Origin of the sequence: Gilvibacter sp. SZ-19 (assembly GCF_002163875.1) — a bacterium.
Taxonomy (GTDB): Bacteria; Bacteroidota; Bacteroidia; order Flavobacteriales; family Flavobacteriaceae; genus Gilvibacter.
In genome coordinates this window covers 169543-187932 of the sequence record NZ_CP019333.1, presented here as the reverse complement: position 1 = coordinate 187932, position 18390 = coordinate 169543, and the positions used below count along the sequence as shown (strand labels likewise).

14 protein-coding genes are annotated in these 18390 nt (G+C 45.0%); 1 reads left to right on the top strand and 13 read right to left on the bottom strand.

Annotation, left to right across the window (positions count from 1 at the left end; genetic code table 11):
* Nucleotides 1-8 precede the first annotated feature (8 nt).
* The 10 genes from BTO09_RS00855 to BTO09_RS00810 form a co-directional block, all read right to left on the bottom strand.
* Nucleotides 9-632 carry a M23 family metallopeptidase gene (locus BTO09_RS00855; protein WP_087522855.1) on the bottom strand — a complete coding sequence of 208 codons (624 nt, stop codon included), beginning with the start codon at nt 630-632 and terminating at the stop codon, nt 9-11.
* A gap of 74 nt (nt 633-706) precedes the next feature.
* Complete coding sequence (locus BTO09_RS00850; protein ID WP_087522854.1) at nt 707-1570, bottom strand: hypothetical protein; 864 nt, start codon at nt 1568-1570, stop codon at nt 707-709.
* Between the two features lie 90 nt (nt 1571-1660).
* Nucleotides 1661-3472 (bottom strand): acyl-CoA dehydrogenase family protein, encoded by a 1812-nt coding sequence (locus tag BTO09_RS00845; protein WP_087522853.1) that lies wholly within the window; start codon nt 3470-3472, stop codon nt 1661-1663.
* A 7-nt stretch (nt 3473-3479) separates the two neighbouring features.
* Complete coding sequence (locus BTO09_RS00840) at nt 3480-4670, bottom strand: acetyl-CoA C-acyltransferase (RefSeq protein WP_087522852.1); 1191 nt, start codon at nt 4668-4670, stop codon at nt 3480-3482.
* 3 nt (nt 4671-4673) lie between these two features.
* A complete protein-coding gene (locus BTO09_RS00835; RefSeq protein WP_087522851.1) occupies nt 4674-7082 on the bottom strand; it encodes a 3-hydroxyacyl-CoA dehydrogenase/enoyl-CoA hydratase family protein in 2409 nt (802 codons plus the stop codon).
* 1 nt (nt 7083) lies between these two features.
* Nucleotides 7084-7536, bottom strand: a complete 453-nt coding sequence (locus tag BTO09_RS00830) for a MarR family winged helix-turn-helix transcriptional regulator (protein ID WP_087522850.1) — start codon at nt 7534-7536, stop codon at nt 7084-7086.
* Between the two features lie 93 nt (nt 7537-7629).
* Nucleotides 7630-9405: a long-chain fatty acid--CoA ligase gene (locus tag BTO09_RS00825; protein WP_087522849.1), complete on the bottom strand. Its 1776-nt coding sequence runs from the start codon at nt 9403-9405 to the stop codon at nt 7630-7632.
* A gap of 118 nt (nt 9406-9523) precedes the next feature.
* Nucleotides 9524-13195, bottom strand: a complete 3672-nt coding sequence (purL, locus tag BTO09_RS00820; protein ID WP_087522848.1) for a phosphoribosylformylglycinamidine synthase — start codon at nt 13193-13195, stop codon at nt 9524-9526.
* A gap of 80 nt (nt 13196-13275) precedes the next feature.
* Nucleotides 13276-14316 carry an endonuclease gene (locus BTO09_RS00815; RefSeq protein ID WP_087522847.1) on the bottom strand — a complete coding sequence of 347 codons (1041 nt, stop codon included), beginning with the start codon at nt 14314-14316 and terminating at the stop codon, nt 13276-13278.
* Between the two features lies 1 nt (nt 14317).
* Entirely contained in the window at nt 14318-15529 is a 1212-nt protein-coding gene (locus BTO09_RS00810) for an RsmB/NOP family class I SAM-dependent RNA methyltransferase (protein ID WP_087525453.1), read from the bottom strand.
* Between the two features lie 125 nt (nt 15530-15654).
* Here BTO09_RS00810 and BTO09_RS00805 point away from each other — a divergent pair, with 125 nt between their 5' ends.
* Nucleotides 15655-16701, top strand: a complete 1047-nt coding sequence (locus BTO09_RS00805) for an oxidoreductase (RefSeq protein WP_087522846.1) — start codon at nt 15655-15657, stop codon at nt 16699-16701.
* 27 nt (nt 16702-16728) lie between these two features.
* Here BTO09_RS00805 and BTO09_RS00800 read toward each other — a convergent pair whose 3' ends face one another.
* From BTO09_RS00800 to BTO09_RS00790, 3 genes are read right to left on the bottom strand one after another with little or no spacing between them, the layout of a single operon-like run.
* On the bottom strand, nt 16729-17175 hold the full coding sequence (locus tag BTO09_RS00800) for a Spy/CpxP family protein refolding chaperone (protein WP_087522845.1): 447 nt from the start codon (nt 17173-17175) through the stop codon (nt 16729-16731).
* A gap of 24 nt (nt 17176-17199) precedes the next feature.
* On the bottom strand, nt 17200-17748 hold the full coding sequence (locus tag BTO09_RS00795) for a hypothetical protein (protein ID WP_157663390.1): 549 nt from the start codon (nt 17746-17748) through the stop codon (nt 17200-17202).
* Nucleotides 17749-17763: 15 nt separating this feature from the next.
* The gene (locus tag BTO09_RS00790; protein ID WP_087522843.1) at nt 17764-18306 is read right to left on the bottom strand and encodes an RNA polymerase sigma factor; all 543 of its coding nucleotides are present in this window, start codon (nt 18304-18306) and stop codon (nt 17764-17766) included.
* Between the last annotated feature and the right edge of the window lie 84 nt (nt 18307-18390).

The following is an 18390-nucleotide window of genomic DNA, read 5'->3' as shown; positions in this document are numbered from 1 at the left end:
AAAAGATGTTAATACGGCTCCGCTAAATAAGATACTCCGCTGGTCAAACTCTTAGGATTGGGTTCGGTATTGCGAAAATTGTATGGCATAGATACATAAGGGTAAGTCCACCCACCAACGGTAACCACAAAATGTAAATGCGGATAACCTGCTAAGCCTGTGGAACCGCTGTAGCCAATTTCATCGCCTTGGTTCACCAGATCATTAACTTCGACTATAGCGCCTTCGAAAGTAAGATGCATATAATGCGCATAGGTATTATCGTCGTGTTGTACGACAACCAGATTGTTCGGAAAGTTGCCGTCCATTCCGCTTTCTTCCACATAGATCACTCGGCCAGGACGTGCTGCAGTGATCAGCGATCCTATCATCATATCAAAATCCACAGCAAATTGGTCTGGGGCTCCTTCTGAATGAAAGCTCCCTCCACAGTGACTCAAACCAACGTTATAAGATTTGCCCACCGGATATGGCAATACATAGAGGGAAGTAGACCATTCTGGATATTGGGCGTCTGCGCAAGAGGTTTGTTCAAAATCTGGGATCTGATTCGGTAATTCCCTTACAGGGTCACGCTTGCTACACGCCATAAGGGCGCAACACAAGCCAAGTGAAAGTAATTTTTGGTACATAGTTAGTCTGATCGATGTCTGTATCAAATGTGCATCAATCCATCCGAAGAAAAGTAAACAGTGATAATTATTTACTATTTAGGGATTCCTACCAAGGCTATTTTATTGCCCGAAGGATTTACCGCAATGCGGCTAATATCGGTAATAACGCTAGCATCGAGATCTGCTAATTTCACCCAATCCTTTTTGTCAAAGGTATCATAGACGAACAAACTACTCTTAGAGCCGACAACTATTCTAGAATCGTCTAGCCAGGCGTAGTCATTCACGCCTATAGGCAGTTGGGTTACAAAGAAACTCTCCAAGGTCTCCATGTCTAACAGATAAACATCTTGCTGATCTTGCTCGTTGGTCACTGTGTAACTTACCGAGTTCTGTCCAGGCACCTTATGAAAACTGCGCCCTACATCTTTGAGTAAGGTGTAGGTCTTGGCTTCGTCTAGCTTGTGGACAAAGAGGTTGAGCGATTCGTCTTCTATATAACAGCCAACGATCTGATTGGCGTCGAAAAAGGTGTAATAGGCGACCATTAGATCTGGGATCAACACAGTAGAATCACCCATTTTATCATAGATGTACAAACGCTGCAAGCCTGTAGTATCTAGGCGAACAGCTGCTATTCCACGTCCGTCCGGGGTAAGTTGTGGAGAATATTCTCCCCCGGCACGCGAACCGCCGGCTAACATTTTTCTACCCGTGCGAGAGTGCATCTGAAAGATATCTGTTTGCCCGTCATTGTTACCCGCAAAAAGCAACAAATGATCGGTGCCAAAACTCGGCTGATTGTCATAACCCGGGTCATTGGACAGATTGGTCAGTCCGCTGATAGTGGTTTTTTCTTCGTCGGAGTCGATATTGGCAATAAATACGTCTGGGTTGGTCTGGGAAAAAGCAACAGTAGTGCTTAGAATGGCCAGTAGGTTTAGTATGCGATTCATAAGTGTTGTTTGGATAAAGATAGCAAAAACAAGGCCAAAAAAAAGCCGCCCGGACAGGGGCGGCTTACTTACAATAATTAAAACCCTAATTTAAAAACTGTAATCGTTTGCTTTAGATACGGTAGCGGCTATCTGCTTGCGCAAGGCAACTACATTCGGGTTGTTCTGGTATTTGGTAAAACGCTTGAGTCCCATAAGCATCATGCGTTGTTCGTCACCTTCGGCAAAGGAGATGATTCCTTCTTTAGCCTTGTCATTAACTATGTTAACCGCATCGTAAAGGTACAATTGGGTCATCGCGATCTGATCTTTTTGAGCGTCTGCTCCAAAGCGAGCGATATTCTTTTCGGTACGCAATACTGCGGATTCTGCCATATAGATTTCGATTAGGATATCTGCGGCAGCCATTAGTAGTTGCTGATGCTCTTCTAGCTGCGGTCCGAATTTCTGTACGGCTGCTCCGGCAACCATAAGGAATACCTTTTTAAGCTTAGCGATCATAGCCTTTTCTTCGCTCATTGGAGCGCTGAAGTCTGGCGTTTCGAACGATGGAATCCCAGTCAATTCGTCGGCAACAGCCATGGCTGGGGTTAAAAGGTCCACATGACCTTTCATAGCCTTTTTAACCAACATACCAACGGCCAACATACGGTTGATCTCGTTAGTACCCTCATAGATACGAGAGATACGCGCATCTCTCCAAGCAGATTCCATTGGTGTATCGGCGCTAAAGCCCATACCTCCAAAAACTTGGATACCTTCGTCCGTACAATTCTGGATGTCTTCAGAAACGGCTACTTTTAAGATAGAACACTCAATAGCGAATTCTTCAACACCTTTAAGCTCTGCCTCTTGGTGGGTATTTCCACTTTCTAGACGGATGTTGATACGGTTCTCGATATCCTTAGCAGCACGGTAGCAGGCAGATTCACCTACATAGCAGCTAGTTGCCATATTGGCGATCTTAGCCTGAATAGCTCCGAAGTTGATAATAGGCGTCTTGAACTGAACACGCTCGTTGGCATATTTAACGGCTTCTCCTATAACGCGGCGCTGCGCGTCCAAACAAGCGGCAGCCAACTTGATGCGCCCAACGTTCAAGGCGTTCATAGCGATCTTGAAACCGTCACCCCGATTAGACAACATATTCTCTACAGGCACTTTGGTCTCGTTAAAGAATACCTGACGGGTAGAGGAGGAGTGGATTCCGAGCTTGTGCTCTTCTTCACCAAGTGTCATTCCGTTTGGATTCTCCGGATCGTATTCTACGATGAAACCAGTGATGTTCTTATCGTCTTCTATACGTGCAAAAACAATGAAGGTAGAAGCAAAACCTGCGTTAGAGATCCACATTTTCTGACCAGAGATCAGGTAATGGGTACCGTCTTCTGACAACACGGCTTTGGTCTTTCCGGAATTGGCATCAGAACCAGCTCCTGGCTCTGTCAAACAGTAGGCGCCAAAAACTTCTCCCATGGCCAATTGAGGCACATATTTTTGTTTTTGCTCTTCGGTTCCGTATAAAGTAATTGGCATGGTACCAATACCCGTATGAGCTCCAAAGGCCGTTGCTATAGAGCCTGTAGCCCCAGAAATGTAATCACATACCAGCATGGTAGATACAAAGCCCATTCCGAGACCACCGTATTCTTCTGGTACGGCCACCCCTAAGAAACCAAGTTCTCCTGCTTTGCGCATGATCTCTTCGGTTAAGGCGTAGTCTTTCTTTTCAAATTTTTCTTTGTTTGGCCAGATCTCGCGATCTACAAACTCCTTTACAGATTCTTTCATCATCTGTTGCTCCTCAGAAAAATCTTCTGGAGTAAACACATCCTGGCTAGCGGTCTCTTTTACGATAAACTGACCTCCGCGGATAATATCTTTCTTGTCAACTGTTTCCATGCCTTTTTTAGTTTAAAAATTCGTAAATACCTGCAGCACCTTGGCCGGTTCCCACACACATGGTTACCATGCCGTACTTGCCTTTCATATCGCGTTTGCGCATCTCGTCAAAGAGTTGCACACTGAGTTTTGCACCGGTACAGCCCAGAGGGTGTCCTAGCGATATAGCACCACCATTTACATTGATGATCTCTTGATTCAAGCCCAGTTCGCGTATTACTGCTAAGGACTGAGAAGCAAATGCTTCATTGAGTTCAATAAGATCAATGTCTTCTTGCTTTAAGCCTGCTTGCTTTAAGGCCTTAGGAATAGCCTTAACCGGGCCTATACCCATAATTCTCGGTTCAACACCTGCAGCGGCGAAATTCACCATACGGGCAATAGGTTCCAGATTTAGTTCTTTAACCATTTCCTCGCTCATAACCATTACAAAAGCGGCGCCGTCACTCATTTGAGAAGAGTTACCGGCAGTCACGCTTCCGCCATCTGCAAATACAGGACGTAGCTTATTTAAAACTGCCAAAGAGGTATCGGCGCGCGGCCCTTCATCTTTGCTTACTGTGTAGGTCTTGGTCTCTTTTTTGCCTGCAGCGTTTACAAAGGTGTGGTTCACTTCTATAGGAACTATCTGATCGTCAAAACGACCTTCTGCCTGTGCTTTCAATGCCTTTTGATGCGAGTTGTATGCAAATTCATCTTGATCTTCTCGAGATACTTTGAACTGATCGGCCACAGCTTCTGCAGTCAATCCCATTCCCCAATAATAATCTTCATTTCCACTCTTGGCTAGGTTGTAGTCTGGAGTAGGCTTATAACCGCCCATCGGAATATAACTCATACTCTCAGCACCTCCGGCTATGATACAATCTGCCATTCCACTTTGGATCTTGGCTGTTGCCATAGCGATGGTTTCAATCCCAGATGCACAGTAACGGTTTACGGTTACTCCTGGTACATCTTCCACCTTTAATCCCATAAGTGAGATTAAACGCGCCATGTTCAAGCCTTGTTCGGCCTCAGGCATCGCGTTTCCAACGATCACGTCGTCAATGCGAGTTTTGTCCAGTTCCGGCAGCTCATTCATCATGTATGCAATCGTCTCTGCTGCCAGCTCGTCCGGACGCTTAAATCGAAACAGTCCGCGAGGCGCTTTCCCCACGGCTGTTCTATATGCTTTTACTATATATGCTGTTTTCATCTTCTAGTTTCTTAATGGTTTACCCTTTTTCAACATATGCTCAATGCGCTCTAAGGTCTTGCGCTCTGTACATAGAGATAGGAAAGCTTCGCGCTCCAGATCAAGTAGGTATTGCTCACTCACACGTTGTGGTTCTGAAAGGTCACCTCCGGCCATTACGTAGGCCAGTTTGTTGGCGATCTTCTTATCGTGCTCGCTGATGTAGCGTCCAGCTTCCATAGAATCTGTGCCAACTAAGAACATACCTAGGGCTTGTTTACCGAGTACTTTAATATCTGTGCGTTGGATCGGTTTGGTGTAACCGCGATCTGCCATTAAACGGGCGTAGGCCTTAGCTGTAGCCAGTTGACGGTCTTTGTTCACCACAACGATATCTTTTCCTTTTTGAAGGATGAAAGTGTCATAGGCTTCGTAAGCAGAAGTTGCCACCTTGGCCATTCCGATGGTCAAGAAATACTCTTGTAGTACGTTGAGTTCCACATCGTTCTTGTGGAAGGTATCTGCGGCGCGCAAGGTCATTTCCTTACTTCCACCTCCACCAGGGATCACTCCAACACCAAACTCTACTAGTCCAATGTAGGTTTCCGCGGCTGCAACCACCATATCGGCGTGAAGCGAAAGTTCACAACCTCCACCCAGGGTCATTCCATGAGGAGCAACTACCGTTGGGATAGAAGAGTAGCGCATGCGCATTACCGTATCTTGGAAGTATTTTATGGCGGCGTTCAGTTCGTCGTATTCTTGCTCCACAGCCATCATAAAGATCATTCCAATGTTAGCGCCTACAGAGAAATTTGCGGCTTGGTTTCCTACTACCAAACCGTCAAAGTCCTTTTCTGCTAGGTCTACAGCCTTGTTTAGTCCGGCTAAAACATCGCCACCAATGGTGTTCATCTTGCTTTGGAATTCTACATTGAGGATTCCATCGCCTAGATCTTCTACAACGACACCGCTGTTTTTAAAGACCTCTTTAGATTTTCTGATGTTATCCAGAATGATAAAGGCATCTTGTCCAGGGATCTTTTCTTGTCCTTTTTTATCACGATCGTAGCAATAAGTAGCTCCATCTACTACAGTGTAAAAGGATTCGCTTCCGCTGTCTCGCATTTCTTGAACCCAAGCAGCTGCTTCTAATCCTTCTGCTGCTATGAATTCTAATCCTTTGTCAACGCCTATGGCATCCCAGATCTGGAAAGGACCGTGTTCCCAACCAAAACCGGCTTTCATAGCGTCATCAATTTTATAAAGCTGATCGGTGATCTCTGGAATACGGTGAGATACGTAAGCAAAAAGCGCAGCCAAGGTCTTGCGATAGAATTCGCCAGCCTTGTCCTTTCCGCCTACCAATACTGGCCAGCGATCAATAACTTTGTCTATACTTTTGGTAAGCTCTAGTGTGCCAAAGGAAGCGCGTTTTTTAGCGCGGTATTCCAAACTGTCTAGATCTAAAGATAAGATCTCACTAGAACCGTCTTCTTTCTTCACTTTTTTGTAGAAACCTTGTCCGGATTTGCTTCCCAACCACTGGTTTTCCATCATAGCGTTGATGAAATCCGGCAATACGAAAAGCGATTTGCGCTCATCGTCTGGGCAGTTCTCGGCAATTCCGTTAGCTACATGAACTAAGGTGTCTAGTCCAACAACGTCAACCGTTCTAAAGGTTGCAGATTTTGGGCGACCAATTACTGGTCCGCTCAATTTGTCTACTTCTTCTATGGTCAAGCCCATTTCTTTAACCATATGGAACAGACTCATAATACTGAAGATCCCAATTCGGTTACCGATAAAGGCTGGAGTGTCCTTGGCTACAACCGAGGTTTTCCCCAAAAATTGCTCTCCATATCCGTTCAAGAAATCTAAGACCTCTGGATTGGTCTTGGGCCCAGGGATGATCTCGAAGAGCTTTAAGTAACGTGCAGGGTTAAAGAAGTGCGTTCCACAGAAATGCGCTTGAAAATCTTCACTGCGCCCTTCGCTCATGAATTTAATTGGAATACCAGAGGTATTGGAAGTAATAAGCGTTCCTGGCTTTCTGTGCTTTTCCAGATTTTCAAAGACTTGCTTCTTAATGTCTAGGCGTTCTACCACCACTTCGATGATCCAGTCTACCTGGCCTACTTTCGCAATATCATCTTCTAGGTTTCCTGTGGTAATGCGGCTAGCAAAGTTCTTGTGATAAAGTGGTGCCGGCTTAGATTTGATAGCCTTTGCCAAGGCGTCATTCACTATGCGGTTTCTAACCACTTTGTCTTCTAAGGTCAAACCTTTGGCTTGTTCCTTTTCGTTGAGTTCTCTAGGAACTATGTCTAAAAGCAATACTTCAACTCCAATATTGGCAAAATGACAAGCGATGCCGCTTCCCATGATCCCGGAGCCGATGACTGCTACTTTATTAATGGTTCGTTTTGCCATTTTAGGATACAATTTTTTTCTCGTTGTATATTTTTTTTGATTGAATGAGTTCCAAAATACTATTACCAACTCTCATAAAGGTTGCGAAATCTTCCTTGCTTACCGTCTCTTTCACGGCCTCGTCAAAAGTGATGACAACTTGCTTGGAGTATTCACGCATCTCACGCCCGAAATCAGTTAGGTGGATCAGTACCCCACGTCCGTCCAAGGGATTGGGTCTACGTTCAATGAGGCCCTTTTCTTCCATGGTCTTTAAGGTGCGCGATAAACTCGTTGCTTCCATTCCCATTTTAGGCCCTAAGGCGGTAGAAGGCGTACCTTCTTCCGGATCTATGCTGATGAGTGCAAAACCGGTTGCCATGGTGGATCCTTTCTTACCTGCTTCTTCGTTATACATTTTTGCAACTGCCATCCATGTGGCGCGCAAAATGTAGTCTATGGTCTTTTCCTTCATAGTGGAGAGTTAACTCCTCCAAAGATACATAAATTTATTATGCACGCATAATAAATAAATAAAAAAGTGCTCCCGTTTAGGGAGCGCTCTTTTTTAATGTCCGTAGATCTTGTTGTACAGATCCATGTATTTCTCTTTGATGATCTTGCGACGCATTTTCATAGTAGGAGTGAGGTGACCGTCTTCGATACTCCAAACGTCTGGGGTCAATTCGAATTTTTTGATCATTTCCCACTTCCCAAAACGCTCGTTGTATTTATCGATCTCTTTCTGAATACGTTTGATCAGTTTTTCTTCTTGGATCAAGGCAGCGGGGTCAGACGGTAGGCCTTTTTCTTTGCGCTCGTTCCAGTCTGCAATAAACTCAAAGTTGGGTTGGATCAATGCCGCTGGCATTTTCTCACCATCTCCAATAACCATGATCTGCTCAATAAAACGCGACTGCTTCATCACGTTTTCAATAAGCTGCGGAGCTATGTATTTTCCGCCCGAAGTTTTGAACATCTCTTTCTTTCGATCGGTGATCTTTAGGAATCCATCCGCATCTATCTCTCCAATATCTCCAGTGTGGAAATACCCATCTTTTAATACTTCTGCAGTTTTCTCCGGATCCTTGTAATACCCCATCATTACCTGAGGGCCTTTTACCAAGATCTCTCCATCTTCTGCGATCTTCACTTCGGTATCTGGAAGCATTTTCCCAACCGTTCCGATTCTGAGTCCACCATTGCGCATATCGTTTACTGATACTACCGGAGAGGTCTCTGTTAGACCATATCCTTCAAAAACAGGGCAACCCGCGGCGTTGAATACACGCGCCAAACGCGGCTGTAGAGCAGCAGAACCAGAGGCGATCGCCTGGAGGTTTCCTCCTAAAGCTTCTTGCCATTTACTAAAGATCAATTTTCTGGCGATCTTGAGTTTAAATTCATAGAGTCCACCATTTTGTCCGTAAGGTTTCCATTTAAGTCCTAAAGAAACTGCCCAGAAGAATAATTTCTTTTTGATCCCGGTCAGGTCTGTTCCTTTGGCGATGATCTTGTCGTATACTTTTTCTAGCAGTCGAGGAACCGCAGTCATTACTTGCGGCTTAACTTCTTTTAAGTTGTCGCTGATGGTTTCTAAGGATTCTGCAAAGTAGATCCCTGTACCTGTATATTGGTACATATACATCAGCATGCGTTCGTAAATATGGCAGACCGGTAAAAAGCTCAACGCTTTGGCAGATCCTTCGACTATAGGTAGTCGTGTTGCACTGTTAATGGCATTGCTCACTATGTTGCTGTGACTTAGCATAACTCCTTTAGGTCTTCCTGTGGTACCAGAAGTATATATTAAGGTGGCCAGGTCAGATTCTTTAACAGTGTCCATACGTTTTTGAACTTCGTTTTGGTTGGAGTCGTCTGCTCCGAGCTCCAAAACCTTCGTCCAATTGTCGCAGCCATCAATGCTGTCAAAAGAATATACACCTTGTAGTGTAGGAACCTGATCTTTGATCTTGTTGATCTTATCTAAGACCTCTTGACAAGAAACAAAACAGTACTTGGATTCACTGTGATTTAAGACATAAGCGTAATCATCTTCAGAAATGGTTGGATAGATCGGTACGTCTTGTGCTCCAAGCTGCAATATTCCGATATCGCAGATATTCCATTCGGTGCGGTTGGTCATGGAGATCAAGGCTACTTTATCGCCGGTGTCCACGCCCAAGCGCAACAAGCCTCGGCTAATAGCATTGGCTTTATCTATGTATTCTTGAGTAGATGTCTTAGTCCAGGTGCCTGCGTATTTGGTTACTAGCGCATCCTCACGCGGCAGGTTTTCTAATTGATAATAGGGGAAGTCAAAAAGTCGTTTAATTTCTGTCATAGTTCGATTCTGCTAGATTTTTTGCAAAATACGAAAAAATACACCCATTTTTTGTCAATCGTATAAATGAGGTATTAGCTTCTATGTCTTAATTGACGATCTCCTAAAAACTAGGGAATTAGCCCTCCATATTTTCTTCTAACCACTTGCGAGCATTGACAAAGGCCTGTAACCAAGGTGTTACTTTGTCGTCGCGATCTGCGGGGTAATGACCCCAATTCCAAGGAAAAGTAGAACGTTCCAAGTGTGGCATCATGACCAAGTGACGACCGCTGTCGTCGCACATCATAGCTGTGTTGTAGTCGGAACCGTTCGGGTTTGCAGGCAAGCCTTCGTAACCGTATTTGGCTACAATATTATAGGCAGATTCTGCTTTGGGTAAAGAGAACTTTCCTTCGCCGTGTGCAGCCCAGATCCCCAGCGTGCTCCCGGCCAGTCCGGCAAGCATTACCGACGGATTCTCTTGAATGGTCACTGAAGTAAAACTGCATTCGAATTTTCCGGTCTCGTTATGAAGCATTTTTGGTTTTTCGTCGTGATCCGGATTAATCACTCCCAACTCGACAAACAACTGACAGCCGTTACAAACGCCTAACGATAGGGTGTCTTTGCGGGCAAAGAAGTTATCGAGTGCAGATTTGGCCTTTTCATTGTACAAGAAGGCTCCGGCCCAACCTTTGGCAGAACCAAGTACATCACTGTTGGAGAATCCTCCCACAGCACCGATGAATTGAATATCTTCTAAGGTTTCGCGTCCGCTGATCAGGTCTGTCATATGAACGTCTTTAACGTCAAAACCAGCCAAATACATAGCATTGGCCATTTCGCGCTCACTGTTAGAACCTTTTTCTCTGATTATGGCTGCTTTGATACGAGGCTTCGCCGGATCGATCTCCGGAAGCGCTCCGGTAAACTCCGCAGGGAACTCAAAGCGCAAGGGTTGCTTCTTGTAGTTATCAAAACGCGCTTTGGCATTTTCGGCACCACTTTGTTGTCTGTCTAGCAAATAAGAGGTCTCGTACCATGCGTCGCGCAGTTCATCAATGTCAAAACTCAAAGAATCACCTTTGAAATTTAAAGCTAGTGTAGTGGTTTGATTAGCCGATCCAAGATTTACAAAGGAAACTCCAGCAGCATTCAAGGCATTTTCAACAGTATTGTCTTGTACCGCTTGAATGACCACACCACAGTTCTCTGCAAATAAGGCTGTGGCAAAATCAGCAGCGTTCAAACTGCTTAGGTCCAGGGTTGCTCCTAAGTCACGATCGGCAAAACACATTTCTGCCAGCGTAGTTATAAGCCCTCCGGAGCCAATATCGTGCCCAGCTGCTATCTGATTCGCTCTGATAAGTTCTTGTAGGGTATTGAAAGCTGTTTTTACATAACTGGCATCAGAGACATCAGCTGGAGTCTTTCCTAAGGCAGAACGCGTCTGCGCAAAGGAGGAACCGCCTAAGGCAGCCGCAGTTTTGGAAAAATCAATATAGTAGACGCTTCCTGCATTTTTCTGCAAGACAGGCTCCACCACTTTAGTAATATCGTCACAATGACCAGCAGCAGAAATGATCACTGTTCCTGGTGACAAGACTTCGCGGTCTTTGTATTTCTGTTTCATGGAAAGGGAATCCTTACCCGTAGGCACGTTGATCCCTAATTCGATGGCAAAATCTGATACCGCTTTTACGGCTTCATACAAGCGTGCATCTTCCCCCGGATTGTTACAGGGCCACATCCAGTTGGCGGAGAGTGAAACCCCACTCAAGCCATCCTTAATAGGTGCCCAAAGTATGTTGGTAAGAGATTCTGTAATTGCATTACGACTACCTGCAGCCGGATCGAGCAAACCGCTAACTGGGGAATGTCCTATGGCTGTTGCCACGCCTTCCTTGCCTTTGTAATCTAAGGCCATTACGCCACAATTATTCAAAGGCAGTTGCAGTGGGCCGGCACATTGTTGCTTGGCAACACGTCCGCTTACACAACGGTCCACTTTGTTGGTCAACCAATCTTTACAAGCTACCGCCTCCAGGCGCATCAATTCAAAGACATATTGTTTAAGGGCGGCCGGGTCGTACTTGATTGCTTCAAAATCTTGGGCAATTCGCTGGTCCTCCATGATAGTTTTTGGCGAGCTGCCAAACATATCACTCAACATGAAATCCATTGGTTTTTCTCCGGATTTGCTCCCTTCGAATTTAAAGCGATGGTCATCTGTTACCTTTCCTACCTTGTACATAGGAGAACGCTCACGGTCTGCTACCTGCTTTAAGATCTCAGCGTCTTCACTGCCAATGACCAAGCCCATACGTTCTTGAGACTCGTTCCCAATAAGTTCTTTGGCCGATAGGGTAGGGTCGCCAACAGGCAAGGCATCCAAGTCGATATGACCTCCCGTTTCTTCAACCAGTTCAGAAAGACAGTTCAAGTGCCCTCCGGCACCGTGATCGTGAATAGAGACTATAGGGTTGTTCTTACTTTCTATCATACCGCGAATGGCATTTGCCGCTCGCTTTTGCATCTCAGGGTTAGAGCGTTGAATAGCATTGAGTTCTATTCCGCTGCTAAAAGCTCCTGTATCTGCAGAAGAAACCGCGGCACCACCCATTCCAATGCGGTAATTCTCTCCACCAAGTATAACGATCTCATCGTCTTTAGCCGGTGCTGCCTTAATGGCTTGAGATCTTTTGCCATAACCAATACCTCCGGCAAGCATGATCACCTTGTCAAATCCTAAGACCTTGGCGTCTTCTTCGTGTTCAAAAGTTAAGACCGAGCCAGAAATAAGTGGTTGTCCAAATTTGTTTCCAAAGTCCGAAGCTCCGTTGGACGCTTTTATAAGAATATCTAGTGGAGTTTGGTAAAGCCATTCTCTGGCGTCTATTTTTTGTTCCCAGGGACGAGTTTCATTCAGACGAGAATAAGCTGTCATGTATACAGCGGTCCCGGCCAGAGGTAAAGAACCTTGTCCTCCCGCCAAACGGTCGCGGATCTCTCCACCGCTACCTGTAGCTGCACCGTTAAAAGGTTCTACAGTAGTTGGAAAGTTGTGTGTCTCTGCTTTAAGAGAGATCACAGATTCAAAATCTTCTTGTTGGTAGTAGGAAGGAACTTCCGGACGCTCTGGTGCGAACTGCGTTACTTCCGGCCCTTCTATAAAAGCCACATTGTCTTTGTAGGCCGATACAATTTTGTTGGGATGTGTTTCTGAGGTCTTCTTGATCAGTTTAAAGAGACTGCTGTCTTGCTCTTCTCCGTCGATAACGAAGGTCCCGTTAAAGATCTTGTGGCGACAGTGTTCACTGTTTACTTGAGAAAAACCAAATACCTCACTATCTGTAAGAGGTCTGCCTAAGCGTTCGGCCAGTTGCTCCAAATATTCAATCTCGTCATCGCTCAAGGCCAAGCCCTCACTGGCATTAAAGCCTGCAATGTCGGTTATGTTCTTTATTGGTTCCGGCGCAATATCAATGGTGAATAACTCTTGGTTTAGACCGTTGAACTTTTGGCTTAGCATAGGGTCAAAGTCTGCGTAATCTGCACTAACTGCCTCGTATTGTTCAATACGAATGATTCCGCTAATACCCATGTTTTGGGTGATCTCTACAGCGTTGGTACTCCACGGACTCACCATGGCTGCTCTAGGACCAATAAAAATTCCAGAAACAGATTTGCCCTCGATCGGTGATCGGTTGCCAAAAAGCCAGGTTAATTTTTGCAGGTCAGATTCTTGAAAGTCAGAAGTAGCTTGGACGGCGAAAACGGTGGTAGCATCGCCAAAAAAATGAATCATAATACGGCCGGATTAACGTACAATTGCAATGCAAAGGTACGTCAATTCCAGAAAATTTTTCCCCTCTAAATCAAGAAGATTTAGCGAATAATTAACCGTTTTACTAACTGTTTTTCGGCTTCGGTGATCTGTACCAAATATAGTCCAGAACTCAGCTTAGAAACATCCAGTATTTCTCCTTGAAATTGATGTGCTTCTAGCAGTAATTGACCGGTTACGCTGTAGATCTTAACACTATCTATATCTAAACTTGTGCTGATGTTGAGTTGTCCGCTAGTGTTTGGGTTAGGGTAGAGCGCAAAGGCATCCGCAGTAAAAGTAGCTGTAGCCAAGAGGCCCCAACGGTCTTCTGCAGTATCACCACCCCAAATTATGGTAGCCAGCACCGGGTTGTCTATAAATGGATTTCTGTTTCCGTAGGCTGTTTCTAGATAATCGTTGCGCTGATCTTCATAAAAACTTACCGGATCTTCCACATTCCACTGTAAAAAGAGTTGCAACATATCTGTGCTGCCTTGCGTTGGACCAGTTCCCATCAGCGCTGGCAAACAACGATCTCCGTAACGGGTATACATATACATCATCATACGGGCAACATCACCTTTCCACTCATCACCAGGATACCAGTTACCTCCGCCAATAACACCAGCGTTTCCGCTACTATCTCCGAACCTGCGATTGCCTTTGTTGTTATTCATTTGCTGATCTGAGGCGCGTAGATTATGTGGATCAGCACCGATCCCAGTTGTGGAATTATCAACAGATCCCATGGTTGGGTCTGCATTAGATCGAGCAAATACGTGTTCTCTGTTATATTCACACTCCATGCCCCCGAACAGGCTCTTGGAACGGGTTCTGTCTGTAGTACAGCTTCCGTCACTATCGTTATAACCGTAGATCAGTAAGACCTGGCTGCTATTCGAAGGATTTTCGTCTGTGAACAGTAGTGCATCTCTTGCATCTGCATAATCGAAAGTGCTACTGGCATTACTTATCTTAGTTTGCAATTCCGTGTAGAGTGCCTCTCCTGTCAGGGTGAGATTGACATCGTCATAATACGGTTGTTGTCCAAGAACAAGTTGAGTAAGGCTAAGAAATAATAGGCTTAAGTAAAACTTCATTTTAGTTTGATTTGGTAAGTAGGCACATATAGAAACCGTCGTATCCCGTTTCACTAGGCCATAGCGTTCGTTCTTCTTCTTTTTTGAAAGCAGCTCCTGCCTCTGAGGCCAGGAATTTTTCTACTTGTAGTCCATTCTCCGCAGGTAAAATAGAACAAGTAGCATAGACCAGTTTACCGCCGTCTTTCACCATGCGTGAATAGCGGGCTAAAATATCGGCTTGTAGTTCCTGGATCTCTTCCATAAACTGCGGGCTGAGTTTCCATTTGCTGTCGGGATTACGTCTCAAAACACCTAAACCACTACAGGGAGCATCTATAAGTACACGATCTGCAGTGCCGTAGAGCTTTTTAATGACCTTAGGCGAGTCGATGAATCGGGTTTCCACATTGTGTGCTCCGGCTCGTTTTGCACGACGCTTGCATTCGGCCAATTTAAAATCGTAGATATCAGTAGCGATGATCTGACCTTTGTTTTCCATGAGCGCTGCCAAGTGTAAGGTCTTGCCTCCAGCCCCTGCGCAGGCGTCTACCACACGCATACCGGGTTTAACGTCCAATAAGGGAGCTACTTGCTGCGATGAAATATCTTGTACCTCGAACCATCCTTCTTTAAAAATAGGTAACGAAAATACATTGGTGCGTTCTTCTAGGATGAGCGCATCCGGGCAAACTTTGCTGCTCTTGGTGTGTATCTCGGCATCTTCCAAGGCGTCTTTAAGTTTGGTTTTATTGGTCTTAAGGGTGTTCGCCCTAAGGACTACCTCCGCTTGCTCGTTCAAGGCATGAATCTCCTTTTCCCATTTACCGCCCAGTTGTTCAAGGCCCATGGCATCTAGCCAGTCCGGGATGGACTCTCTGTAAACACGTTGGCTTTTGAGTTCGTCGAATTTTCCTCGGATGCGTCTAACCGGGGTCCCTTCAAATTGAGGCCAATTGGGTAAAGTGTGTCCTTTATGCACAGCCCAAACCGCGAAAAGCCTAAAGAGATCTTCTCTGGAATAAGGTCCTTTTACATCGGCCGCTTTGGCGTAGAGCCTTTGCCAGCGTACTATGTCATATGTAGTTTCGGCGATAAAACCTCTATCTCTGGCACCCCAACGCTTGTCGCGTTTAAGGGTTTGCTTAAGGACTTTATCGGCTTGTTTTTGCTCGTTAAAGATCAGTTTCAAACTGTCTAAGGTGGCAAAAACCAGGTTTCTATGGAATCGAATGGGTGTATTCATTATCGCTGCAAAAGTAGCCTTATTTGTTTAGAACCAACTAAAGCCAAGGCTAAATTATCATTATACTTCTTGCCGTTGCTTTCTTTTATATTTGTAGGCAAATTAAATCACTTATGTTACGCTCTTGGTTGTTTGCATGCTCCTTAGTTTTGGGGCTTTATTCTTGTACTGATTCTCTTGCTCCTGAATTCACCGAAATTGAGGCCACTGCTGTGTTTAGAGATAGTATTAGTATACGAGCCATCGCAGCCGTGAACGATTCTACAGTCTGGTTTGCGGCCAATAATGGAAAGATAGGTGTGATAGAAGGGCAGATCCCAAAATTGGCCAGTGTGAGCTATCAGGATTCTCTTTTGGCCTTTAGATCCATTGCCAGAACCAAGGATGCGGTTTTTGTACTTTCTATAGGCAACCCGGCTGTTTTGTATAAAATTGGAGTAGAGGGGACCAATCCTACCTTTATAGAAGATGTTTATACAGAGACACATCCTAAGGTGTTTTATGACGCCATGGCTTTTTGGGACGATCAGCACGGTATCGCTATGGGCGACCCTACAGATGGCTGTCTTTCAGTTATTCTAACCACAGACGGCGGTGATAGTTGGACCAAGGTTCCTTGTGATCGTTTGCCGGCTACAGAAGAAGGGGAAGCGGCGTTCGCGGCTAGCAATTCCAATATTGCTGTTTTTGGTAATTCGGCTTGGTTGGTCTCCGGAGGAAAACGCGCCCGAGTTTTCAAAACTACAGATCGCGGGCAAACTTGGAAGGTCTACGAAACCCCTATTATAGAAGGCCAGGCCATGACGGGCATCTACTCTGTAGCCTTTCAAGACGCCAAGAATGGAATCATCTTTGGTGGAAATTGGGACGCAAAAGAGGACAATGGCGGTAATAAGGCGATCACCACAGACGGTGGCAAGACTTGGAACTTGATCAGTGATCAGGCTGGTCCGGGATATCGTTCCTGTGTTCGTTATTTGCCAAATACCAAAGGGCAGGGGATAGTGGCAGTTGGAATTCCCGGAGTTTCCTATTCTAATGATGGAGGCGAATCTTGGGTAGAACTAACTAAGGAGTCTTATTACAACATCCAATTTGTTAACGATAGTACAGCCTTTGCCAGCGGTTATGGCAAGATAGATAAACTCATCTTTAAATAAAAAAGCGAACCCGAAGGCTCGCTCATCTTAATTCTTTCTGCGTCTTTGCATGGCTTGCAGGAGTCTGCGTTTGAATTCCTCTTCGGCTCGTTTTAGCTTTAGTATTTGCTGCGGAGTTACCACTCCTTTGAGTTGCGCGACCAGGTTCTTGCGCTCGTCCAGCATGCTTTGCTCCCAAGACATTAGATTTTCTATTAGATCCCAGGCCTCGGAATCTGAAACTGCACCTCCGTTAAGACGCACTTTCATAAGCGCCTCTCTTTGCTGCCGTCTGATGCTTTCCATACGCTTCTCTGAGGCGTTATAGATGGGCCAGAACTTTTGTGCCTGCTCTGGGGTCAAGTCCAGATTGTTGGTTATAAAAGCTGTTTTTTGAGCCTCAATTTCCCCAGGGTTTGGCCGTTGCCGTTGGGCATCCGCAGAAAACCCTATAAGCATAAAGCTCAATAATAATATGTAGTAGAATTTTTTCATGTTTGTCTGTTTTGGCTTGAGGGCTTATTCCTCGTAAGTCGTAATAAAATCAATATCGTCTAGATTTTCCAATAAATAGGTCTCAATAGATTCGTCAGAAAGTTGTTGCTCGCTGAACAAGCTGGCCTCTAGATCTTCTTCTGAGACAAAATCCATCAATTCTGCATCTGTAAAGGCAATGGCGTCACTATTGGCATAGGCTACCAATAACTGCGGATCCACTTGATCTAAGGCCAAAGTGTTTTCGTTATTCCCATTACCGTTGCCAATCAAATTGACCACTAAAACTACCACTGCGGCAACAGAGGCCACCGCGTAAAGGGTTCTTTTACCGAAAAGCGAAATGACTTTGGTCTGCTTTTCAGGCAGCTGTTGCTTGATACTAGGTTCAAGTTGGTCAAAATACCCATCCGGAGCAATAAAGCCAGCAGTCGACACTAGTGCTCGCAGCTCCTCTTCGGCTATACGAGCTTGCACAGCAGCTTCAAAGCCTTCAAAGTAGCCTTCTGGCACGCCAAAATTTGGTTCGATATTTTTATTGTCCAAGTTCATGTTCTTATTGCTATGACTCAACAGCGTATTAAAGGTTTAATCGCTTTTGAGCTCAGCGGTAATTTTTTTAACGGCGATATGATAAGAGCTTTTCAAGGCTCCCACGGAAGTGCCTAATATCTCGGACATATCGTCGTATTTCATATCGTCAAAATACTTCATATTAAAAACCAACTGCTGCTTTTGTGGCAGCTTGGCAATTGCTTCCTGTAATTTAAGCTGAATTTCGTTGCCTTCAAAATACGGGTCGGCGGCTAAATTAGCCACCGCCAACTGCTGTACCTCTTCGTTGCCAATTTCCATCCGACGGGCTTTCTTGTTTATAAAGGTGATCGCCTCGTTAGTCGCTATGCGATACATCCAAGTGTAGAGCTTACTCTCGCCTTTAAAATTCTCTATGCTGCGGTATACTTTAATAAAAGTGTTTTGCAGCACATCGTCTGCGTCGTCATGAGAATATACCATCTTTCTAATATGCCAGTACAACCTTTCTTTATAGGTAGACATCAGTGTACTGAAAGCGGCTTCCCGCGTTTCGGGAGCTTTCAACTGATCAACTAAACTAGATTCGGCTATCAATGGTAGTGGTTTTTCCTTAAGACCATAAGGTATCAAAAAGGTTTAATCTGCTCCTCAAATTTTTCTTTTTAAGGTCAAATTAGT